The organism is Bacillus sp. V3B, assembly GCF_024494465.1.
Classification (GTDB): domain Bacteria; phylum Bacillota; class Bacilli; order Bacillales; family Cytobacillaceae; genus Bacillus_BD.
The window spans coordinates 767,794-791,163 of record NZ_JAETXM010000001.1 but is presented as its reverse complement, the minus strand read 5'-3'; the positions used below and the strand labels follow the sequence as shown (position 1 = coordinate 791,163).

Annotated in this window: 19 protein-coding genes; all 19 read right to left on the bottom strand. The window is 36.9% G+C overall.

What is annotated here, in order from left to right; all coding sequences use genetic code 11:
* Positions 1–327: 327 nt before the first annotated feature.
* Positions 328–576 carry a YlmC/YmxH family sporulation protein gene (locus tag JMM81_RS04005; RefSeq protein ID WP_256240199.1) on the bottom strand — a complete coding sequence of 83 codons (249 nt, stop codon included), beginning with the start codon at positions 574–576 and terminating at the stop codon, positions 328–330.
* A gap of 187 nt (positions 577–763) precedes the next feature.
* A complete protein-coding gene (locus JMM81_RS04000; protein WP_256240198.1) occupies positions 764–1,999 on the bottom strand; it encodes a M16 family metallopeptidase in 1,236 nt (411 codons plus the stop codon).
* Between the two features lie 118 nt (positions 2,000–2,117).
* Positions 2,118–3,104, bottom strand: coding sequence for a polysaccharide deacetylase family protein (locus tag JMM81_RS03995; RefSeq protein ID WP_256240197.1), 987 nt, complete (start codon positions 3,102–3,104; stop codon positions 2,118–2,120).
* A gap of 162 nt (positions 3,105–3,266) precedes the next feature.
* Entirely contained in the window at positions 3,267–5,387 is a 2,121-nt protein-coding gene (gene pnp, locus JMM81_RS03990) for a polyribonucleotide nucleotidyltransferase (protein WP_256240196.1), read from the bottom strand.
* A 337-nt stretch (positions 5,388–5,724) separates the two neighbouring features.
* Positions 5,725–5,994 (bottom strand): 30S ribosomal protein S15, encoded by a 270-nt coding sequence (gene rpsO / locus JMM81_RS03985; protein ID WP_256240195.1) that lies wholly within the window; start codon positions 5,992–5,994, stop codon positions 5,725–5,727.
* Between the two features lie 107 nt (positions 5,995–6,101).
* Positions 6,102–7,112: a bifunctional riboflavin kinase/FAD synthetase gene (gene ribF, locus JMM81_RS03980; protein ID WP_256240194.1), complete on the bottom strand. Its 1,011-nt coding sequence runs from the start codon at positions 7,110–7,112 to the stop codon at positions 6,102–6,104.
* Between the two features lie 154 nt (positions 7,113–7,266).
* On the bottom strand, positions 7,267–8,184 hold the full coding sequence (gene truB / locus JMM81_RS03975; RefSeq protein WP_256240193.1) for a tRNA pseudouridine(55) synthase TruB: 918 nt from the start codon (positions 8,182–8,184) through the stop codon (positions 7,267–7,269).
* A gap of 72 nt (positions 8,185–8,256) precedes the next feature.
* Positions 8,257–8,607: a 30S ribosome-binding factor RbfA gene (rbfA, locus tag JMM81_RS03970; protein WP_256240192.1), complete on the bottom strand. Its 351-nt coding sequence runs from the start codon at positions 8,605–8,607 to the stop codon at positions 8,257–8,259.
* A gap of 16 nt (positions 8,608–8,623) precedes the next feature.
* On the bottom strand, positions 8,624–8,905 hold the full coding sequence (locus JMM81_RS03965; protein WP_256240191.1) for a DUF503 domain-containing protein: 282 nt from the start codon (positions 8,903–8,905) through the stop codon (positions 8,624–8,626).
* The gene (infB, locus tag JMM81_RS03960) at positions 8,905–11,091 is read right to left on the bottom strand and encodes a translation initiation factor IF-2 (RefSeq protein ID WP_256240190.1); all 2,187 of its coding nucleotides are present in this window, start codon (positions 11,089–11,091) and stop codon (positions 8,905–8,907) included. The genes JMM81_RS03965 and infB overlap by 1 nt, the downstream gene beginning before the upstream one ends.
* 19 nt (positions 11,092–11,110) lie before the next feature.
* Positions 11,111–11,413, bottom strand: a complete 303-nt coding sequence (locus JMM81_RS03955) for a YlxQ family RNA-binding protein (protein ID WP_256240189.1) — start codon at positions 11,411–11,413, stop codon at positions 11,111–11,113.
* Entirely contained in the window at positions 11,413–11,694 is a 282-nt protein-coding gene (gene rnpM / locus JMM81_RS03950) for an RNase P modulator RnpM (RefSeq protein ID WP_256240188.1), read from the bottom strand. The genes JMM81_RS03955 and rnpM overlap by 1 nt, the downstream gene beginning before the upstream one ends.
* A gap of 19 nt (positions 11,695–11,713) precedes the next feature.
* Positions 11,714–12,868, bottom strand: a complete 1,155-nt coding sequence (nusA, locus tag JMM81_RS03945) for a transcription termination factor NusA (protein ID WP_256240187.1) — start codon at positions 12,866–12,868, stop codon at positions 11,714–11,716.
* Between the two features lie 38 nt (positions 12,869–12,906).
* On the bottom strand, positions 12,907–13,377 hold the full coding sequence (gene rimP, locus JMM81_RS03940; RefSeq protein WP_256240186.1) for a ribosome maturation factor RimP: 471 nt from the start codon (positions 13,375–13,377) through the stop codon (positions 12,907–12,909).
* Between the two features lie 336 nt (positions 13,378–13,713).
* On the bottom strand, positions 13,714–18,030 hold the full coding sequence (locus JMM81_RS03935) for a PolC-type DNA polymerase III (protein ID WP_256240185.1): 4,317 nt from the start codon (positions 18,028–18,030) through the stop codon (positions 13,714–13,716).
* A 170-nt stretch (positions 18,031–18,200) separates the two neighbouring features.
* Positions 18,201–19,904: a proline--tRNA ligase gene (locus JMM81_RS03930; RefSeq protein WP_256240184.1), complete on the bottom strand. Its 1,704-nt coding sequence runs from the start codon at positions 19,902–19,904 to the stop codon at positions 18,201–18,203.
* 85 nt (positions 19,905–19,989) lie between these two features.
* Positions 19,990–21,255 (bottom strand): RIP metalloprotease RseP, encoded by a 1,266-nt coding sequence (gene rseP / locus JMM81_RS03925; RefSeq protein WP_256240183.1) that lies wholly within the window; start codon positions 21,253–21,255, stop codon positions 19,990–19,992.
* A 74-nt stretch (positions 21,256–21,329) separates the two neighbouring features.
* Positions 21,330–22,472, bottom strand: coding sequence for a 1-deoxy-D-xylulose-5-phosphate reductoisomerase (dxr, locus tag JMM81_RS03920; RefSeq protein ID WP_256240182.1), 1,143 nt, complete (start codon positions 22,470–22,472; stop codon positions 21,330–21,332).
* Between the two features lie 96 nt (positions 22,473–22,568).
* Positions 22,569–23,360: a phosphatidate cytidylyltransferase gene (locus tag JMM81_RS03915; protein ID WP_256240181.1), complete on the bottom strand. Its 792-nt coding sequence runs from the start codon at positions 23,358–23,360 to the stop codon at positions 22,569–22,571.
* Positions 23,361–23,370: the final 10 nt, after the last annotated feature.

The following is a 23,370-nucleotide window of genomic DNA, read 5'->3' as shown; positions in this document are numbered from 1 at the left end:
ATTTGGGAGCCTTATTTCTCAATATAAAGCCCAAAATTGATTAATCAACCTAATCCATTAACATAACCTTTTGCATCATTCTCCAAGAAGTATGTGAAGAACTACTTCAACATCATATGTCATATTGAGCTAATCGGTGACGCATTCCATCTGCTCTCCTTTCCTAAATAAACCTTAAAGTCTTATCGTATCGTCTTGCCTTATTTTTAAAAAATAACTCCTCTATTCTAACGAAAAATACCCTTAACTATTTATTACACGGTTTGTTGAATCTATTATGTATTATGCTGTATAAAAAAAAGAGTGACAAAAGCCACTCTTTTTTGTCTATTCATTTTCCTGTTGCTCCATATCAATAATCATCATATCATTGCCAATCTTTTTTATTTGATTCCATTGAACTCGGATCTCTCCACCATGCCTTTTCATTCCAAACCACTTTAAAGTAGGGATAAGCAGCGATTCAATTTGACCGTTCTTTTCATTAATTTCGAGATCAGTTTGACCTAAAACACCTAGACGTTCAGCTCGATTTATATCAACGATCTCTTTCCCACTTAACTCACTTAATCTCACTATTTTTATCCCCCCCTTACTCAGTTAGCCTCCTTCTATTCATACTAGATGTTATGCTAATTTAGAATACTCAACCTGTTTGATTTCCACTAAATCAAACAGGTTGATTTCTAATTCAAACTGGAAGTGAGGTCCCTTTATTAAACACAAAAAACAGCCTGTGAAACACAGACTGTTCATATTCATATTAGCTATTACGCGGAAGTTCACCTTCAGGACTGATTAATGACATCGAATATTCTTCCGTGAAAATCTTATTAGCCATAAGATTAACATTTTCTTTCGAGACAGAATCAATTTTCTCAACAATTTCATCAAGTGAACGGTGATGTCCAAGCAATAATTCATTTTTTCCGTTTCGACTCATTCGGCTGTTTGTACTCTCCAGGCTTAGCATTAAACTTCCTTTTAGTTGTTCTTTGCTATTTGATAATTCTTTATCTGTAATCCCATCTTTCTTTAAGATCGAAAGTGTTTCCTGAATGGTTTCAAATAACAAATTAAGTTGCTTTGCTCCTGTTCCACCATAAATGGTAACAATACCACTGTCTTCAAACGCAGAATGATAGGAGAAAACAGAATAAGCAAGACCCTTTTGTTCTCTTACATCCTGAAACAAGCGACTGCTCATACTGCCGCCTAAAATGTTATTTAAAGAAATTAGACTGTAAATGTCGTCATGTCCAACTTGAAGGCCTTCAAAACCAAGACACAAATGTGCTTGCTCTGTTTCTTTTTTACGAGAAACTTGATTCATATGAAAAACAGGTGTTTCTTCAGTCTCTTCTCTTTTTCCACCCTCATACGACCCGAATAATGCTTCCACTTCTTTAATAAATGATTCAGAAATATTTCCAGCAATTGAAATAACTACGTTCTCAGGTGTATACATATTATACATGTATTCTTTTAACGTATTACCTGTAAACGTAGAGAGTACTTCTTCTGTCCCTAGAATAGGATATCCTAATGAATGATTTTCATATATTGCTTTACTTAATAGGTCATGAACAATATCATCAGGCGTATCTTCATACATTTTAATTTCTTCATACACAACATTTTTTTCTTTTACCAATTCTTCTTCCACAAAGGTTGAATGAAAAAACATATCAGCTAAAACTTCTAATGCAAACTGAGCATGATTATCAAGTACCTTCGCATAATAACATGTATATTCCTTTGATGTAAAAGCGTTTACCTGTCCACCAATACTATCAAATGATTCAGCAATCTCTCTTGCATTTCTTGTTTTTGTTCCTTTAAAAAACATATGCTCTAAGAAATGTGAAATCCCATTATTAACAGGCGTTTCATCACGGGATCCGGTATCGATCCAAACACCGATTGCTACAGAACGAACGGTTGGAATATTTTCAAGTACAACTCTTACACCATTTTGGCATGTATATTTCTTTATCAAATAAACTCCTCCTGTTCTTAAACCAAGTTGCTTTTTCAAAACTTTTCATCTCTATGGGAAGTAAGTATATACTATTACTTATATTTTTTCCAAAAACTTGACTTTTAGGCAAATTTATTTAATAACTATTTTTAACTTTTGTTTGATTATTTGGTAATGAGTCAAGCAACCTTTCCTCTTTTAATAACTCAGAAACGGTATCAATCTGTAAGTTTTTTCCCTTTACCATGGTAATTAATCGATCCATTGAATTGGCCGTTGAAGCAGTCGGATGCATAAGAATAATGGCACCATTATGAATCTTACTCATCACCCGATTAATTAACACATCTGGGGAAGGTTTTTGCCAATCGATCGTATCAACGCTCCACATAATCGTACCCATTTTTTCTTCAGTAGCTATTTTAACGACTTCATCTCGATAGCTTCCACTTGGAGGTGCAAACCACTTAGGACTTGAACCTGTTGTCGCTTTAATTACTTCATTCGTTTTCATAATCTCTTGCCGTATTTTCGCCGCCCCAATTTTTTTCATATCAGGATGCGTAAAAGAGTGATTTCCAACTTCATGACCTGCATCGGTTATCATGACTGCCAATTCAGGATTCTTTTGCACCCATCTTCCTTCAAGAAAAAAAGTAGCAGATACATGATGTTTTTTTAACGTTGCTAACATATCTGATAAATATTCATTTCCCCAAGCGACATTTATGATAAAACTTACCATTGGTTTATCCGGGTGCCCCCTGTAAATCGCTGCTGGCGGAAGATCATCTAAATGAATCTTTGGTTTGATTTGTTTGTATACAAGCTTTTCAATATTGAATTTTCCACTTTCTTGCATTTTTTTATAAGATGAATCGACATCGACTTCCAAACCATTATAACCAGGAATAGCCTTCCAAATTGGATCAATTTTGGCATCGATAGCAGGAATACTATAATCATCAGCTTTCAAAACAATTTCATTATAAAGAGAATCCTGCTGTTTTACTACTGCAATGGTATCTCCTTTTATGCTACTAATAAATTCATTACTGTACGGATTACTCACCATTATAAAAGAGATCAAGAAAATACATCCAAAAATCAGCATTTTTTTCATTAATCTGCCTCCCTCTCCATATAAATTATGAAAAAGAAGGACAAGGTAGAACGAACAAGAATCCGTTTTTGGAATTGTTTTCTTCTATGCTAAAAAACAGCCAGGGAGACCCCTAACTGTTTTCTCTAGTGAGATCGATGTTTATCCTTTTAAAAACTGGTTTTATTGCTGAGCACTCTGTTCCTTTTCACGTTGCTCTTTTAAAACTGCTTTACGAGATAAATTAACTCGTCCCTGCTTATCCACTTCCATTACCTTTACGAGCATTTCATCGCCCATTTTAACAACATCTTCTACTTTTCCAACACGTTCTTCAGCTAGCTCCGAGATGTGAACAAGTCCATCTTTCCCATTAAAAATTTCAAGAAATGCACCGAATTTTTCAATTCGCTTCACTTTTCCAAGATATAGCTGTCCAACTACTACTTCACGAACAATATCTTCAATAATTTGCTTGGCTTTCTGATTCATTTCTTCATTAATAGAGGAAATAAAGACTGTTCCATCTTGCTCTATATCGATTTTAACGCCCGTTTCCTCAATAATTTTGTTAATATGTTTTCCACTCGGTCCAATAACATCACGAATTTTATCTGGTTTAATTGCCATCGTTAATATTTTCGGAGCGAATTTAGACAAACGTTCACGTGGATTTCCAATAGTAGCTAACATGGAATCCAGAATTTGCATCCGTCCTTTTTTTGCTTGCTGTAGAGCTTCTTCTAATATCTCACGTGATAATCCTTCAATTTTAATATCCATTTGTAATGCTGTAACACCCTTTGCTGTTCCAGCCACTTTAAAGTCCATATCACCAAGATGATCTTCCATCCCTTGGATATCAGTTAAAATAGAATAATGCTCACCTGATTTAACAAGTCCCATTGCAATACCAGCAACCGGTGCTTTTATTGGAACACCTGCATCCATCATCGCTAATGTGCTAGCACAAATACTCGCTTGTGAAGTAGATCCATTTGATTCTAACACTTCAGAGACAAGACGAATGGTATATGGAAAATCCTTATCATTCGGTATAACTGGCTCTAACGCTCTTTCACCTAAAGCACCATGTCCTATTTCACGTCGACCAGGACCTCTCATTGGACCTGTTTCTCCGACACTAAAGTTTGGGAAGTTATAATGGTGCATAAAACGTTTTTCCTCTTCAAGTCCTAAGCCATCTAAAATTTGCACATCCCCTAAAGCACCTAAGGTACAAATACTAAGGGCTTGAGTTTGTCCACGTGTAAATAGACCAGAACCATGCGTACGAGGTAATAGATTAACTTCAGAAGATAACGGACGAATTTCATCAACACCTCGACCATCAGGACGAACTTTTTCTTCTGTAATAAGACGACGAACTTCACCTTTTACAAGCTTGTCTAATATTTGTTTCACTTGTTTTAAAGTGTCTGCTTCCGCTTCTTCTTCTACATATCTACCCAGTACTCCGTCTTTCACTGCTTTAATTGCTTCTTCGCGAGCATGTTTTTCTTGAACTTGAATAGCTTTTATCATATCTGTTTCACAAAGTGCACGTATTTCTGTTTCTAACTCTTGATCTATTTCAAAGAGAACGATTTCTGTTTTTTCTTTTCCTACTTCAGCGACAATACTTTCTTGGAATGCAATTAATTGCTTAATTTCTTCATGACCAAACATAATCGCTTCAAGCATAACTTCTTCGGGCACTTCCTCCGCTCCCGCTTCAACCATGTTAATAGCATCCTTTGTTCCAGCAACAGTTAAATGAATATCACTTTTTTCTGTTTGTGCAACTGTTGGATTGATGATAAACTGACCGTCAATACGACCTACTGTTACACCTGCAATAGGACCTCCAAATGGTATATCAGAAACACTTAGTGCAAGTGAAGAACCAAACATTGCAGCCATTTCAGTGGAACAATCTTGATCCACGCTCATGACCATACTTACAACTTGAACCTCATTACGGAATCCATTAGCAAATAAAGGACGAATAGGTCTATCGATTAAGCGACTAGCCAGAATCGCTCTTTCGCTTGGACGTCCCTCCCTTTTAATAAAGCCACCTGGAATTTTACCAACCGCATATAATTTTTCTTCGTAATTAACTGTTAAGGGAAAGAAATCGAGATTCTTTGGCTCCTTTGATGCTGTTGCTGTACTTAACACAGCTGAATCGCCATAACGAACTAATACAGCTCCATTGGCCTGTTTGGCTAATTGCCCAATTTCCACCGTTAGTTTACGCCCAGCCCAATCTATTGAATAAACATGCTTATCTTGTCCCATTCATTTCTTACTCCTCTCTACCTATTTTTCTTTAAAGATATAGCGAAATCCTTTTATTGATCCGCTTATATTAATTCTATATATAAAAGCAAACATTTTTGCTTATGATAAGAATATAGTTACTTATATTATGTACCATTTTTCTTAAACTTAAGCTATTTTTATGAAGCGTACTCACTATTTGTTTCAATAGAAACACGAATTGCATTCATTAAATGTAATAACGTATGTATTTTAACTTGAATCTTTTCTAAATCCTAGTTGTTATTTCTACCCATTATATGGCAAAAAAATTTTTTGCTAATAAAAAAGCGGGAAAATTCCCGCTTTTCATCGACTATCTACGTAAACCAAGTTTATTAATTAATACACGGTAACGTTGAACGTCTTTATTACGTAAGTAAGTCAAAAGGTTACGACGCTTACCAACCATCTTTAAAAGACCACGACGTGAGTGATGATCTTTCTTGTGTGTACGTAAATGTTCATTCAAAGTATTAATTGATTCTGTAAGGACAGCGATTTGAACTTCTGGAGAACCAGTGTCAGTTTCGTGTACTTTGTACTCATTAATTAATTCATTTTTACGCTCTTGAGTGATTGCCATCCTGCTTCACCTCCTAAATTTCATATCCCCTGTTACTGAGCATGCGTCGGTGAGTCGCTCTGCCAAGAAAAGGTTCATTTTTGATACGTTACTAAGAATACATCTTTTTATGATAAATTGCAAGTATCTGGCGTGTATTTTTCAAAGTAATCATGGGCATTCTGCTTATCTTTTTCTATTTGTGCAATCAGTTCATTGACTCCAGAAAACTTTTGTTCACTCCTGAGTCTCCTATGCCATTCAACGGTTACTAGTTCACCATATATTTCACGTTCAAAGTCAAAAATAAACACTTCAACTGAGGGCTTATTAGCTTTTTCTTTATGAAAAGTCGGTTTATAACCAACATTACAAACCCCTTCATATGTTTGCTTAGTAGAGGAAATGGTTAATTTAACAGCGTAAACACCTGTTGGTGGTAGAAGATAATCATCATGAAGATCGACATTTGCTGTTGGAAACCCAATTGTTCTTCCTCTTTTCTCTCCATGAATAACCGTTCCACTTGTTGTATAAAAACGGCCAAGAAGGTTTGGAAGTTGCTCCATATCTCCTTCATGAATATATCTTCTAATGATTGTAGAACTAATTTTTTCAGTATGAAATTTCAGCTTTTCAATAATAGAAAAGGTAAATTTTTGTCTCGAATGAAAGGGCAATGTTTCCATTGTTCCTTTCCCCATCCGACCGTATGAATAGTCAAATCCGGCCACAACGTGTCTAACATTCAAATCAATCAAATAATGGTCAACAAATTCTTGTGGAAAAAGATTTGAAAACTCTTCTGTAAAGCGGATAATGAAAAAGTAATCAATTCCCAAGTTACTTATTAACCTAATCTTTTCTTTCAATGGAGTAATGTATTTTACATGCTGAACACTCCTCCCTAGAACGACAGAAGGGTGCGGATCAAAAGACATGACTGCACTTTTAAATCCCCTTTGTTCAGCTTCTTTTTTTGCTGCTAGAATTACTTTTTGATGTCCTAAATGTACACCGTCAAAAAAGCCCAATGCCATAGCTAATGGCGAAGTGTTTTCTAGCTGCATTTGATGCGGATGGTCTAGATAATATACTTCCACTTTATATCTCACCTTTTCTATAAAGAAAACTTCCATCAGTGGGGGGATTTACTTCATCCCCCACTGATAGTTAGCTGCACTTATCGGACCTTAAGAGGCAGTTATATCCTACCTAGTCTTCATCAATTTCGGCTAAGTATATGATGCATATAGGCTATTACTGCCTGTTAAGGTGGGGAAGCGGCATAGCTTACACTAAGGTTCTTAGTACTTTCGTCGGTTTCATCATACCCGGCTTACCTGGATGATGAATATAAATGGCTAATGCTTGTCCGTCTTGCGTTTCAACAACTATTAAGTTACTTTCATTTTTCAGTAGATCAGGTATAGGCAAAATAGCTCCATTCTTCACTTTCTCTACTATTTTATCATTTATCGTATATTTCGGCAAATGGGCCAATGCTGCCTCAAGCGGGTAAAGAATGTCCGCTACGGTTCCATTTTCTACTTTCGCTTCTATTTCTTCAAACGTAACACAGTCCGACAGAGAAAAAGTAGCAGCTTTAATTCTGCACAGCTCTGACATATGCGCTGGGTAACCTAAGGCCTCTCCAATCATAACGGCAAGAGTACGAATATAAGTACCTTTACTACATGAGACACGAAAACGAAATGAAATATTCTCACCTGAAAATTGAATACGATCATCTAGCAGCTCTATAGAATAAATATTAACCGTCCGAGAAGGACGTTCAATTTCAATTCCTTGTCTTGCATATTCATAAAGTCGTTTCCCATTTACTTTTACAGCTGAATACATCGGAGGTGTCTGAGTGATTATTCCTGTTAATTCTTGAAAAACTTGTATGAGTTCACTTCTTAAAATCATACGATCAACCTTTTTTTGTTCTATGATTTCTCCAGAAGCGTCCTCGGTAGATGTAGAATAGCCTATAGTAACTTCTCCTTCATACGCTTTTCCAGCATCGGTTATGTATTCGGCTACTTTCGTTGCTTTTCCAATACAAATTGGTAACACGCCTGTTACATCAGGGTCAAGTGTTCCAGTATGTCCAATTCTTTTCATCTTTAAAATTTTCCGAAGTTTAAAAACACAGTCGTGTGAAGTCATACCTTTTGGCTTAAAAAGAGGGATAATTCCTTCCATTTTTTATAAATCCTTTCTTATCTGAAAAAAATGGATAGACCCATGTCTATCCATTTTTTTGCATCTATTGGTTTACCTGTTTTCATCATGATGAATTTGATGAAGCAAAGTATCAATTCTATTTCCATAATCAATCGATTCATCAAATTCGAACAAAATTTCAGGTGTTTTGCGCAAACGAATTCTTTGTCCTATTTCTGAACGGATAAAACCCTTCGCTTTTGCTAGTCCTATTAACGTGTTTTCCCGCTGTTTCTCATCGCCCAGGACCGAAATATAGACTGTTGCCTGTTGTAAATCGCCCGTCACTTGTACATCTGTTACGGTTACAAAGCCAATACGCGGATCTTTCATTTTGCGCCCGATAATTTCGCCGAGCTCTTTCTTCATTTGTTCTCCAACTCGATTTGCTCTCACGCTCATAATCTCACCTCATTCATTAAAGCCATTCTATATCGGTGATCGTTCTTTCCAATTCTGGAAATGAATCCACAAACTTAAGGGCATGTTGTAACTCCACTTCCGCTGGTACCCGGGCAGAAGCGACTACAACAATGGCTATTTTACTTCTTTGCCATGCATCTTGAAAGTCTACTTCTGCTACCGATACATTATATTTTTGCTTTAAACGTGTCATCACCCGTTGCAAGACTGCCCGTTTTTCTTTTAAAGAATGCGCGTCGTAAATAATACATTCGCAGGCTACTAAGCCAACTATCATTAACGTCCCACTTCTTCCATAATATATGCTTCAATAACATCACTTTCTTTGACGTCATTATAGTTTTTGATGGTAATTCCGCACTCGTAGCCTTGGCTTACTTCTTTAACATCATCCTTAAATCGTTTTAAATCATCAATCACACCTTCAAAAATCACTACGCCGTCACGGATTAAACGAATCCCGCTATCACGTGTAATTTTCCCATCTGTTACATAGCTACCAGCAATGGTACCCACTTTAGATACTTTAAAGGTTTGACGAACTTCTGCTTGACCAATAATTTTTTCCTCAAATTCAGGATCAAGCATCCCTTTCATAGCGGCTTCTATCTCTTCAATTACTTTATAAATGATGCGGTGTAAACGGATATCAACTTTTTCTGCTTCGGCAGCTCGTTTTGCATTATTGTCAGGGCGAACGTTAAATCCAATGACAATCGCATTCGAAGCAGCGGCAAGCGTAATATCAGACTCATTTATCGCTCCTACAGCAGTATGAATAATTTTAACATTTACGCCCTCAACATCAAGTTTATTTAAAGACGCAGCTACTGCTTCCGCAGAACCTTGAACATCAGCTTTAATGATAAGATTTAAATCCTTCATTTCTCCTTGCTTCATATGTTCAAATAAGTTATCAAGGCTCACTCTTGTCTTCTCACTACGCTGTGCTTGAAGGGCCGATGAAGCTCTCACTTCTCCCACGTGGCGAGCCGTCTTTTCATCATCAAAGACAACGAAACGATCTCCAGCTTGTGGAACTTCGTTTAAACCAGTAATTTCAACTGGTGTAGATGGACCAGCTTCTTTTACACGACGACCAAGATCATTTACCATCGCACGAACACGACCAAATGTATTACCAACAACGATCGGATCACCTATTTTTAATGTTCCATTTTGGACAAGTAACGTAGCTACAGATCCACGGCCTTTATCAAGTCTTGCTTCAATAACCGTTCCGACAGCTTTACGGTTTGGATTTGCTTTGTATTCTTCCACTTCACTAACAAGAAGAATCATTTCTAGCAAGGAATCAATTCCTTCACCTGTTAAAGCAGAAATGGGTACAAATATGGTTTCTCCACCCCATGCTTCAGGAACAAGACCATGCTCAGTTAATTCCTGCATCACACGATCAGGGTTCGCTCCTACTTTATCCATTTTATTTACAGCAACGATAATAGGAACTTCAGCTGCTTTTGCATGGTTAATTGCTTCAACAGTTTGTGGCATTACTCCATCATCTGCTGCAACGACAAGGATTGTGATATCAGTAATTTTTGCTCCTCTAGCCCGCATTGTTGTAAAAGCAGCATGTCCAGGTGTATCTAAGAATGTAATCTTTTTTCCGTTTTCTTCGATTTGATATGCCCCAATATGTTGAGTAATACCACCTGCTTCTCCTGCTGTCACCTTCGTATGCCGGATCGAATCAAGCGTCGTTGTTTTTCCGTGGTCAACGTGACCCATGATTGTTACAACAGATGGTCTTTCAATTAATTCTACGCCCTCATCATCAGTGAAATATACTTCAAGGTCAGTTGTGTCAATTTTAATTTCCTCTTCCACTTCAACCCCATATTCACCAGCAATTAACTCAATCGCATCTTTATCTAACTCTTGATTAATGGTTGCCATTACACCAAGTAAGAACAATTTTTTGATAATTTCAGATGGCTCACGGTGTAATTTTTTACCTAGCTCTGCAACAGTTAAAGATTCGCTAAACGTAATTTTTTCTGGCAGTTCTCTTTGCTTCTTAACTTGTGGTTGAGCTGGTTGTTGCTTGCCTTTATTTTGATTATTTTTATTTTTGTTTTGATTATAGTTATTTTGTTTACCTTTATTACGATTGAAGCCACCCTTTTGATTTGATTGGGCATTTTGACTTTGTTTTTTGGGTGCTGTTTTAACAGTTCCCTTGCTGCTTCCGGAATTTTGATTCGTAGCATTATTCGATTGTGAATTCTGCTGTGGTGTAGCTTGTGCTTGTTTTTGATTATTTTCCGGCTTCTTAGCATCTTTCTTTTGAAAAATACCGTCTAACTTTTTCACTGCATCATCTTCAATTGTTGTCATATGGTTGGAAACCTCTATATTCATTTCTTTTAATTTGGTGATAACTTCTTTACTTGAAATATTTAATTTTTTTGCGTATTCATACACGCGTACTTTACTCATACTTTCACCCCCGCTGATATTAATCGAGCAGCGTCATCAGTTTTTTTGCAAACCCCTGGTCTAATATGGCTACGACCACACGAGCTTCTTTTCCAATCGCATGTCCGAGTATTTCACGGTTTTCAATGATTTTCAAAGGTACTCCATAAGATTTACATTTATCTGTTATTTTTTTAGCTGTATTAGCAGATGCATCTGCTGATAACAGAATGAGTCTTGCTTTTCCGCTTCTTATTTCTTTCACGGATAACTCTTCACCCGAAATAATTTTCCGCGCTCGATTGGCTAACCCAAGCAATGATATCCATTGATGTCCATTCATTAGGAAAATCGATTCTCCTTTTCGACTAGCTCTAATAGCTCATCATAAATAGAATGATCAATAGAAACTTGCAAATGATTGTCTAATATATTTTTCTTTTTTGCGTTTAACACTGTTTCTTTATCCAAGGAGAGGTATGCGCCTCGACCTGATTTTTTACCCGTTAAATCAACTGATACTTCCCCTTCTTTGGAGCGAACGATTCGAACTAATTCTTTTTTGGGTTTCATTTCACCAGTTACGACACATTTACGCAAAGGAATTTTCTTACGATTGCTCACCTTCATCCCTCCTTGAATTTTACTTTAATTCACTATTTAAATCACCATTCAATTCTTCATTTAGTTCGAAGTCAAAATCATTTTCCGAATCTTCTTCTTCGAATGATAATAACATTTCTTTACGAGGATATAATCCAACTTCACGTGCATCCGTTTCAGACTTGATATCAATTTTCCACCCCGTTAACTTTGCTGCTAGTCGTGCATTTTGTCCTCGTTTACCAATCGCCAAAGACAATTGATAATCAGGTACGATAACGGTTGTTGCTTTCTCTTCCTCATTAACAATAACATCAAGAACTTTTGAAGGACTTAATGCATTGGCAACAAACACAACTGGATCCTGAGACCATTTAACAATGTCAATCTTTTCACCTTTTAATTCGTTTACAATTGCCTGTACTCGCGACCCTTTAGGTCCGACACAAGAACCAACTGCATCCACTTCAGCATTATCTGAGTAAACGGATATTTTGGAACGGTCTCCTGCTTCACGTGCTACTGACTTAATTTCAACTGTTCCGTCATATATTTCTGGAACTTCTATTTCAAATAAACGTTTCAATAGACCAGGATGTGTCCGGGAAACAAATATTTGTGGGCCCTTTGTTGTTTTTTCAACTTTTGTCAAAAACACTTTGATTCGATCGTGCGGCTTATATCTTTCATTTGGCATTTGTTCATTGCTAGGGAGGATTGCTTCTATTTTTCCAAGACTAACATAAATAAATTTCGGGTCTTGACGTTGAACAATTCCGGTCATGATATCTTCTTCGCGGTCAATAAATTCAGAATAAATAATGCCACGTTCTGCTTCACGCACACGCTGAGTTACGACCTGTTTAGCTGTTTGGGCAGCAATACGGCCAAAATCCTTTGGAGTCACTTCTAACTCAACAACATCTTCGATTTGATAATTTGGATTAATTCTACAAGCATCTTCAAGTGAAATTTCAAGACGCGGATCAAACACTTCCTCCACTACTTCTTTACGTGCAAACACACGCATTGTTCCTGCTCCCAAATTAATATCAATTCGAACGTTCTGAGCTTGATTAAAGTTGCGACGATAAGCTGAAATCAGTGCTGCCTCAATCGCTTCTATAATAATATCGCGAGAAATGCCTTTTTCTTTTTCAAGTAAAGTAAGAGCATCTAGTAATTCACTGCTCATAAAAATGGTCCCCCCCTTAATCTTCGGTAAAACTTTCACTATGAAAATGTAACAGCTAGTCTTGCGTTTGCAATCTTTTCATAAGGAATGTTTACACTAGTTTTTCTTGTTTTTATTTTGATTTCCAACGTGACAGTTATTCCATCAAAATAAGTTAATGTTCCTTCAAATTGCTTTTCACCGTTGATTGGCTCATACGTTTTAATAAATACGTTTTTCCCAATCGCTTTTTCAAAATCTTTATTCTTTTTAAGAGGACGTTCGGCTCCTGGTGAAGAAACCTCAAGAAAATAGTTATGTAAAATCGGATCAATCTCATCAAGTTTCTCACTTAGCCTCTCACTAACAATGCCACATTCCTCAATATCGATGCCAGCTTCTTTATCAATAAAAACACGAAGAAACCAGTCTTTTCCTTCTTTTACATATTCTATATCAACAAGTTCAAGTCCCATTTCATCTAATATCGGTGTGACTAATTGATCCACCGTTTCTATCACTTTGCTCACGGTATCCCTCCTTTACACATTATCGCCATTATTAGAGATGAATGTAGAAAACTCCTGTATATTGCTTTCACCATCTTTACACTAGCGTATAAAGATGGTTTAGGAGCACAGGAGTTACAAAAAATCGACCGTATTGTTTAAACAAAAGACCGTTTCTAAAAGCAATACAATCATCTGCTTTTTGATAAAAATAAATGTGTACACAATACGAAAGAGTGGGTTTCCCCACTCTCCTTTACCAAAGTTATCCTTAGTATTTCCAATAAAACTATACCATATCCAAAAATTTAATGCAAACAAAGAAAAGCGGAAGCAGCTTGTTCATCACGACAAATTTTAGAAAAGAGATAGCTGGTTTTGATCGGGTAGTGATTCGAGGCAGCCTTGACTATCCAAAAATTCTAAAATGGTTTTTGACACCTTTCCTCTTTGCTGAAGATCTTCTTTTGAAAGAAATTCCCCTGCCTCACGTGCTTTTACAATATTAAAAGCTGCGTTTGTGCCAAGTCCAGGAATCGCATTAAATGGTGGGATTAAGGAGTTGCCATCAATGATAAATTCATTTGCACTTGAGCGATACAAATCAACATTTTTAAATGAAAAGCCTCGTTCACACATCTCAAGACACAGTTCTAAAACAGTTAACAAGTTTTTCTCTTTCGTAGAAGCCTCAAGACCCTTTCCATTAATTTCATCAATTTTTGCTCTAATGGCATTAGAGCCTTTTACCATTGCTTCCACATCGAAATCTTCAGCACGTACAGTAAAATAAGCTGCGTAATATAAGATTGGATGATGTACTTTGAAATAAGCAACACGAACACCCATCAACACATAGGCAGCAGCGTGGGCCTTAGGGAACATGTATTTAATCTTTTTACATGAATCGATGTACCACTCTGGAACCTCATTTTTGCGCATTTCAGATTCCATGTCCTCTGTCAGTCCTTTCCCTTTCCGAACAGATTCCATGATTTTGAAAGCAAGTGACGGTTCAAGACCCTGATAAATTAAATACACCATAATATCATCCCGACAACCAATAACCTCACTTAATGTGCAGATATTATTATGGATTAGTTCTTGAGCATTACCAAGCCACACATCCGTTCCATGCGAAAGTCCAGATATTTGAACAAGTTCAGAAAAGGTTGTCGGTTTTGTATCTTCAAGCATCTGCCTTACGAAACGAGTACCAAATTCAGGAATTCCCAGTGTACCCGTTTTACACATAATCTGTTCTGCTGTCACACCTAGTGATTCTGGGCTACTATATATCTTCATGACTTCTGGGTCATCCGTTGGAATTGTTTTCGGATCAATACCACTTAAATCTTGAAGCATTCTGATCACTGTTGGATCATCATGCCCTAAAATGTCAAGCTTCAGAACATTGTCATGAATGGAATGAAAATCAAAATGAGTGGTTTTCCATTCAGAATTTCTATCATCTGCTGGAAATTGTATCGGTGAAAAATCATAAACATCCATATAATCTGGGATAACAATAATCCCACCTGGATGCTGACCTGTTGTTCGCTTAACTCCCGTGCAGCCCGAAGCAAGACGTTCAATTTCAGCTCCTCGAAGTTCGAGGTTATTATCCTGTTGATAGGCTTTTACATATCCGTAAGCTGTTTTGTCAGCTACCGTACCAATTGTTCCAGCTCGATAGACGTAATCTTCTCCAAACAATACTTTTGTATAGTTATGGGCACGAGGCTGGTACTCCCCAGAAAAGTTGAGATCAATATCGGGAACCTTATCTCCTTTAAAGCCAAGGAATGTTTCGAAGGGGATATCTTGACCATCTTTTATATAAACGGAACCACAGTTAGGGCACTCTTTATCCGGTAGGTCAAAACCAGAGCCAACTGAACCGTCATTAAAGAATTCTGAATGGTTGCATTCTGGACAAACATAATGTGGTGGCAGTGGATTGACTTCGGTAATTTCCGTCATTGTTGCGACAAAGGATGAGCCGACAGACCCTCGTGACCCAACCAGATAACCATCATCAAGAGATTTTTTCACCAATTTATGTGAAATCAAATAAATAACCGCAAAGCCATGTCCTATAATACTTTTTAATTCTTTTTCTAGCCTTGCTTCAACAATCTCTGGAATGGGTTCCCCATATATTTGTTTTGCCATGTTATAGCTCATATTGCGAATTTCATCTTCGGCACCTTCAATTTTAGGTGTGTATAAATCATCTTTAATTGGTTTAATAAAGTCGATCATATCAGCAATTTTATTCGTATTTTCAACGACAATTTCTTTTGCCTTTTCTTTTCCAAGAAATGAGAAAGCATCAAGCATTTCATTCGTTGTTCTAAAATGAACATCCGGTAATTTGTGGCGGTTTAATGGATTTGCCCCTCCTTGAGAGTTCACAAGAATTTTTCGATGGATTTTGTCAGTTGGATTTAAATAATGAACATTCCCTGTTGCCACAACTGGAAGGTTTAATTTCTCACCAAGCTTTATAATATTCCCAATAATCTCCTCTAACGCATTCTCATCCCGAATCAGTTCTAATTCGATTAAATGCTGATAAACTTCCTTCGGATGGACTTCTAAATAGTCATAGAATTCAGCGACCTTTTCCGCTTCTTCCGGACCTTTTTGCATCATTCCCTCAAACACTTCGCCTTTGTCGCATGCAGAACCAACAATAATTCCTTCACGGAATTTTTCTAATTGTGAACGCGGAATTCTTGGTACACGATAAAAATAATTTAAATGTGCAATAGACACTAACTTAAATAGATTTTTTAAACCAATATCATTTTGAGCCAACAACGTGCAATGGTAAGGTCTTGAACGTTGATAAGCATTTCCTTTTCCCATATTATCATTTAATTGATCATGGAACTCGATGTCTTTTTCCCCTGCATGTTTTAACATTTTTAGTAACAAATAACCTGTCGCTTCCGCATCATAAATGGCACGGTGATGTTGGGTTAGTTCAACATCCAATTTTTTTGCTAGCGTATTTAAGCGATGGTTCTTCATTTCAGGATACAAGAAGCGCCCTAATTCAAGTGTATCAATTACGGGGTTTGTTGCCTTTTCTAAACCAATCTTTTTATAACCCATATTTAAAAATCCCATATCAAATGAGGCATTGTGAGCAACAAGTACAGCATCCTCTGCCCAAGTATGAAACCTTTTTAAAACAGCTTCTACTTCTGGTGCATTTTGCAAGAGATCATCTGTTATTCCGGTTAGATTAATGATCGTAGCTGAAAGTGGGTGATGTGGATTGGCAAACGATTCAAAACGATCAATAATTTCTCCATCCTGAATTTTCACAGCTGCAAGTTCAATGATCGTATCGTATACAGCTGACAGCCCCGTTGTCTCAACGTCAAACACAACAAATGTATCATCTGCTATTTTCCGATGTGCTGAGTTATAAGCTATAGGGACACCATCATTTACTAAATTGACTTCCACACCATATAGAATTTTGATATCATTCTTTTTCCCTGCGTTAAAAGCCTCTGGAAATGACTGCGCAACCGCATGATCGGTAATAGCAATCGCTTTATGTCCCCATTTTTTCGCTTGACTCACTAACACACTTACAGGTGAGACAGCATCCATTTGACTCATCGGTGTGTGTAAATGCAGTTCAACCCGTTTTTGATCTTCAGGTGCGGTATCTTTTCTACTTGGAGCCTTTACTTCATTAATATCATTCCCCATCATCACAAGATCACGAACAAAGGTATCCATTTGTATACTTCCCCGAACTTTAAGCCACATCCCCTTTTGAACACGACCAAAGAGAGCAGCATCTTCTTTATCACGAGAAAACATTTTAATCAGGATCGAGCTTGTATAATCAGTAATTTTGAAGGTTAATAAAGTTCGACCGCTTCGAAGTTCTTTTGTTTCAGCCGCAAACACATAGCCTTCAACCACAATTCGGCGTTCTTCGTCCACGATTTCTTCCAGTTTTCTAAAATCAGCGTCATCACGGATGGTTAATCCAACCATAAGTGGACCACTATCTTCAACACCGTCGGCCACGTTCTCTTCACGTTTCTGCATTTCGACGAGTGCTTGCAAGCCTCTTTCTTCATCTTCCTTTTGTTTCGCTTTTAAAAATTGCTCATACTCTTGATTGGATTCTTCAGCTACTATTTCCGTTTCAATCATAAGCGATGGAAATCCAAATTGTTCATAAACATCAGTAATGATAGTAGCATATTTTCGTTTAATAGATAAACCTTCCATATCATTTCGTACTTTAATCAACATCTTATTTCCTTGTACCTTGGGAATCTGTTCATGTAACAGCTTAGCAAGTGGCGGAGAAATTCCATCTATTTCTTGAATGCAGTTTTGCCAATACTCAACTACTAATTGTTCTGTAAATTGTGAGTCTAGAACTCTAATCGAATAAGCTGTTTGAGCAATATGAGAGAATTTTCTTTCAAGCTGGTTAACAAATATACTTAATAGATTGTATGGTAAAATTTTTTCGAATAAAAAGTGAAAGTGCCACTTTCTTGCTTGCTTTTCAATGACCAATTTTTCTATTTGGGCATTTGCAAAATAAGGAACCATGGCATCTTCAGTAAGTTGTAATTGTTGGAGTAAGACCTGAAATCGCTCCATTTTTTCTGAGTCAGCACTCATTAAGGTATCTCTCCTCCTGTCTATCTATTTATCATAACTAATAACTTTCACACATAGAAAATAGTATAACATACAAGCAAACAATTAAGATGAAGTTCCATTAAATGTATTTAATCAGGTGAATTAGAAAAAGAGTTACCACAAAAGCGATAACTCTTTTTCCTCATTTTTTATAGTGACGGTAGAAGTTCAGAGATTTTTTCAAGCAAATCACTAGTATGAATTTCAAACATTTCACCCGTTTTGCGAATCTTTACTTCTACAATTCCATCAGATGCTTTTTTCCCAATGGTAATTCTAATTGGTAATCCAATTAAATCACTATCAGCAAACTTTACACCTGGACGTTCCTTTCGATCATCAAGTAACACAGTAAAACGATTTTGTTTAAGTTCAGAATAAAGTTTGTTAGCTAATGTTGATTGTTGTTCATCCTTCATGTTTACTGCAACAAGATGAACATCAAATGGGGAAACACTAACAGGCCAAATCAATCCTTTTTCATCATTAAACTGTTCGGCAACTGCCGCCATCGTTCGAGAAACACCAATACCATAACACCCCATAATAAATGGCTTTGTCTTTCCATTTTCATCTAAGTAAACAGCATTCATTGCTTCACTATATCGCGTACCAAGCTTGAATACATGACCTACTTCAATTCCTTTAGCAAACAATATGCTTCCTTGACCATCTGGTGAAGGATCTCCTTCTTGAATAAAACGAAGATCTTCATATCGAGAAACACTAAAGTCACGTTCAGGATTGATATTTATATAATGATAATCCTCTTCATTCGCACCACATACTCCGTTTACAATCGCCTTTACAGCATGATCAGCAATGACTTCTATCCCTGAAATAGCAACTGGTCCAACCGAACCAACTGAACAACCGACTATTTTCTTCGTTTCTTCCGCTTCCGCGAGTTCAACTGTTCCTGCATGAAAGAGATTCTTAAGTTTAATATCATTTACTTCATGGTCACCACGAACAAGTACAAGAACATACTGTTCATCTACTTTAAAAAGTAAAGATTTAATACACTCTTGCTCAGTTACTTTTAAAAAGTTAGATACATCAGGAATCGTTTTTTGATTTTCGGTTAATACCTTTTCCATATCTTTTAATGAGTCGGTCATTCTTTCATATTGAGTGACTACTGGTGCCATTTCGATATTGGCTGCATAAGTGGACGTATCGGAGTAGGCGATTGTATCTTCACCGACATCGGATAGTACCATAAATTCGTGTGTATCTTTTCCACCCATTTCTCCTGAATCTGCGATAACCGCACGAAAATTCAACCCACAACGAGAAAATATATTTGAATATGCTTGGAAAATTTGCTCGTATACTTCATCTAAACTTTCATATGAAGAGTGGAAGGAATACCCATCCTTCATAATAAACTCTCTGCCTCGTAACAAACCAAAACGTGGTCTTTGTTCGTCACGGAATTTTGTTTGAATTTGATATAAAGAAAGCGGTAATCGTTTATAAGACTTTACTTCATCACGAACAAGGCTTGTGATCACTTCTTCATGGGTAGCCCCTAACGCAAATTCACGGTTATTTCGATCATGTAATCGCATTAATTCAGGACCATATGTATACCATCTACCAGACTCTTGCCAAAGCTCTGCTTGCTGTAGTGCAGGCATAAGAAGTTCAACAGACCCTGCATTATCCATTTCCTCTCGTACAATTTGTTCAACTTTTTGAAGAACACGTTTTGCTAATGGTAAATAACTATAAACTCCACTTGCATTTTGCCGCATAAAGCCAGCACGCAATAATAATTGATGGCTCTTAATTTCCGCATCTGCAGGAACTTCTCTTAATGTAGGAATAAGCATCGTACTCTGTTTCATTTATTGGCACCTCTATATATTTTATTGGCTAATTAAAAGTGTGGTGATGAGCTACATGTATGCCCCTCACCACATAGGTTTGATTTTATAAAAAGAATCGTTGAATATCATTCCATGTTACAACAAGCATAAGAAGCATTAATAAAGCAAAACCAAGAAAATGAATCAAGCCTTCTTTCTGACGATCAATTGGCTTTCCTCGAATTGCCTCAACAACAAAGAATAGTAGCCTTCCACCATCCAAAGCAGGAATAGGAAGAAGATTCATGATGCCAAGGTTTATGCTTAACATTCCCGCCCATCTCATTAAGTAAAAAATCCCTGACTGTGCAACCATGTCTGTAGATTGATAAATTCCTACTGGACCTGATAATGCATCAATCGAAAATTGACCCGTTACAAGTTTGCCCAAGGCCGAGAATATTTCCTTTGTCCAGAAATAGGTTTCCGTTGCTCCATACGAAATCGCTTTTAACGGTGATTTTTCAGTTGGGCTATATACACCGATAATCCCTATGGTCTGTCCATCTTCAAGTTTATTTACACGTGGAGTAACCGGAATTTCAAGGTCAGTCCCATCCCGTTCAATTGAAAAGGTTAGTTCATTCTCCGGATTTTTCCGAATCACTTCCACCACATCTGACCAACTAGAAATTTCAACCCCTTCAACGGCTTGCACAATGTCTCCTTCTTTTAAACCTGCTGAAAAAGCAGCCCCATCCTCTGTCAACTTTCCAAGCATCGGATCATTCGAAGGAATTCCTTGAAGAAGAGCTATAATAATAAAGATAAAAAAGGCTAGTACAAAGTTCATCATTGGACCAGCAAATATAGCCATCGTTCTTTGGCCAAGCGTTTTTGATCCAAATTGTCGATTATAAGGAGCAATTTGTGTTTCAACTCCATCTTCGACTAAGACCGCATCTGGAAGAACCTTATACGTTTGTAGGACTTCTTCCTTATCACCCTCGAGATACCCTTTTACGATTAGGCTATGCTCAATATCAGCATACTCTACTTCCATGACAATCGCATTAGGGAATTTTTCTTTATTATTCAACACAATCTTGTGTACTTCTTCTTCCTTATTCAATACAAGTCCAATTCGATAACCTGGCTTGATCTCAACCATTTCAGGATCTTCTCCAGCCATTCTAACGAAACCACCAATAGGTAGTAATCGGATCGTATAGACGGTTTCATTTTTCATAAAAGAAAAAACTTTTGGTCCAAATCCAATCGCAAATTCACGACATAGGATACCAGCTCGTTTTGCAAAGATTAAATGACCTAATTCATGAAAAAATACAAGTGCCCCAAAAATAATAATGAAGGCTATTACTGTCGTCAATATATAACCACCTTTACAAAAAAGTTAAAGTAATAATCATTCACAATTTATTTGACTCTCTAATCTCTTTCAATTCAAAAAAGTGATTGAACAAAATTCCTTGTTTCACGGTCAACTTCTTCAATTTCAGATAAACTAGGATTCACAATGATACGATGCTGATTTAAGGCTTGTTCGACATAATCCTCAATTTGTAAAAAAGTAATTTTTCCAGTTAAAAATGCGGCAACGGTAGCTTCGTTTGCTGCGTTTAATACCGTTGGATAGGAACCTCCCGCCTTTCCAGCTTCATAGGCAAATTTCAAACAACGAAAACGTTCAAAATCCATCTCTTGAAAATGCAATTTTCCAACCTCGGACAAGTTTAATTTGTTCGCATTTGAAAGAGGTATTCGGTCTGGATAGGTAAGAGCATACTGGATCGGAACTCTCATATCAGGACTACCAAGCTGTGCAATGATACTACTATCATGAAACTCAACCATTGAATGAATAACACTCTCCTTATGAAGCAATACGTCAATTTTTTCATAAGGTAAATCAAAAAGCCAATGTGCCTCAATTACTTCCAAACCTTTGTTCATCATGGATGCAGAGTCAATGGTAATTTTTGCTCCCATTGACCAATTTGGATGATTAAGTGCCTCTTCAACCGTAACACCTTGTAGTTCACCTCTCGTACGTTCACGAAAGCTTCCACCTGAAGCAGTTAAAATAATTCTCTCAATATTTTTTTTGTTTTCGCCTTGCAATGACTGATAAATAGCTGAATGTTCACTATCAACAGGAAGAATGGTAACATCTTGTTTTTTTGCAGCAGCCATGACAAGATGCCCAGCCGTTACAAGCGTTTCTTTATTCGCAAGTGCAATGGTTTTCTTTGCTTCAATGGCATGTAGTGTAGGCTGTAAACCAACACTTCCCATTACCCCATTCACTAAAATAGTCGCTTTATCATGTACGGCAACTTCTGTTAATCCACTATCTCCATATGCAAATGAAATGTGAGGAAACTCTGCTCGAAGTACATCTGCATCCTGCTTTTCTATCGTTGAAACAAGCTCTGGAGACAAATCACTCATTATTTTTCGAGCTAAGGCAATATTTCTCCCTACTGACATAGCAACTAGCGAAAACTCTTCCCTATGATTCAGGATAATATCTACCGTTTGTGTACCAATCGAACCGGTTGCACCTAATAAACTAATATATTTCATTATAAGCTTCCACTCCTAATCCACCAAAAAAACACCACTATTTTTTAAGATATTAATGATTTGAACCATAAATACCTAAGTAAAGAGATTTAGTTCTTATAATAATTGTAAAAAATGGATTAATGGCCAGACGAACAGCAAGCTATCGAACCTGTCTAATACCCCACCATGACCTGGAAGAATGTTGCCGGAATCTTTTACTTGGTAATGCCGTTTTAAAGCAGACTCGACAAGGTCACCAATTTGTCCAAAAACAGAGAGAAGAATAGTCATAAATGCAAGTCCTATAATCGTTGCATCTATCGCTGTAAAAAGACCAAAGAAGATACTAACAATAACAGCACTGACGACTCCACCTACTGATCCTTCAATTGTTTTATTCGGGCTGATTTCTGGCCAAAGTTTTCTTTTCCCCATTGCACGTCCTATAAAATAAGCACCAGAATCCGTAGCCCATATAATAAATAAAGAATAAAAAATATAAACAAGGCCACCAACTTCTCTTGTTTCGATAAAATAATAGAACCCCATACCAATATACAAAATGGACATGATAGAAAAGGCAACATCATCAAACGTAAAACGATTCTTTGTTGCAACTGTATAACTCAAAAAAATCAAAACAGCAAGTAAAGCGACTTCCACTTTTGTCACATTTAGATCATCCAGTATATACTGATATTTTGAAGGAAGCAGAAAGATCCATAATACGATTAATGAAATAATCCCAGAAAAGGAAAATATCTTTAGTTTCCTCATTTTCAATAGTTCATAAACCGCAATTGACGCAAATAAATACGTCAGGATAATAAATGGAATCCCTCCTACAATTGTTAACGGGATTAAGATTGCCCCAAATATAAGGGCTGTTATAATTCTTTGCTTCATTTAAATGTCA

Excerpts from the sequence above, each read along its gene's own strand:
- JMM81_RS03995 (WP_256240197.1), bottom strand. The coding sequence starts at position 3,104 with ATGAAAAAAATGCTGATTTTTGGATGTATTTTCTTGATCTCTTTTATA.
- pnp (WP_256240196.1), bottom strand. The coding sequence starts at position 5,387 with ATGGGACAAGATAAGCATGTTTATTCAATAGATTGGGCTGGGCGTAAA.
- rpsO (WP_256240195.1), bottom strand. The coding sequence starts at position 5,994 with ATGGCAATCACTCAAGAGCGTAAAAATGAATTAATTAATGAGTACAAA.
- ribF (WP_256240194.1), bottom strand. The coding sequence starts at position 7,112 with ATGGAAGTTTTCTTTATAGAAAAGGTGAGATATAAAGTGGAAGTATAT.
- truB (WP_256240193.1), bottom strand. The coding sequence starts at position 8,184 with ATGGAAGGAATTATCCCTCTTTTTAAGCCAAAAGGTATGACTTCACAC.
- rbfA (WP_256240192.1), bottom strand. The coding sequence starts at position 8,607 with ATGAGCGTGAGAGCAAATCGAGTTGGAGAACAAATGAAGAAAGAGCTC.
- JMM81_RS03965 (WP_256240191.1), bottom strand. The coding sequence starts at position 8,905 with ATGATAGTTGGCTTAGTAGCCTGCGAATGTATTATTTACGACGCGCAT.
- infB (WP_256240190.1), bottom strand. The coding sequence starts at position 11,091 with ATGAGTAAAGTACGCGTGTATGAATACGCAAAAAAATTAAATATTTCA.
- JMM81_RS03955 (WP_256240189.1), bottom strand. The coding sequence starts at position 11,413 with ATGAATGGACATCAATGGATATCATTGCTTGGGTTAGCCAATCGAGCG.
- nusA (WP_256240187.1), bottom strand. The coding sequence starts at position 12,868 with ATGAGCAGTGAATTACTAGATGCTCTTACTTTACTTGAAAAAGAAAAA.
- JMM81_RS03935 (WP_256240185.1), bottom strand. The coding sequence starts at position 18,030 with ATGAGTGCTGACTCAGAAAAAATGGAGCGATTTCAGGTCTTACTCCAA.
- JMM81_RS03930 (WP_256240184.1), bottom strand. The coding sequence starts at position 19,904 with ATGAAACAGAGTACGATGCTTATTCCTACATTAAGAGAAGTTCCTGCA.
- dxr (WP_256240182.1), bottom strand. The coding sequence starts at position 22,472 with ATGAAATATATTAGTTTATTAGGTGCAACCGGTTCGATTGGTACACAA.
- JMM81_RS03915 (WP_256240181.1), bottom strand. The coding sequence starts at position 23,360 with ATGAAGCAAAGAATTATAACAGCCCTTATATTTGGGGCAATCTTAATC.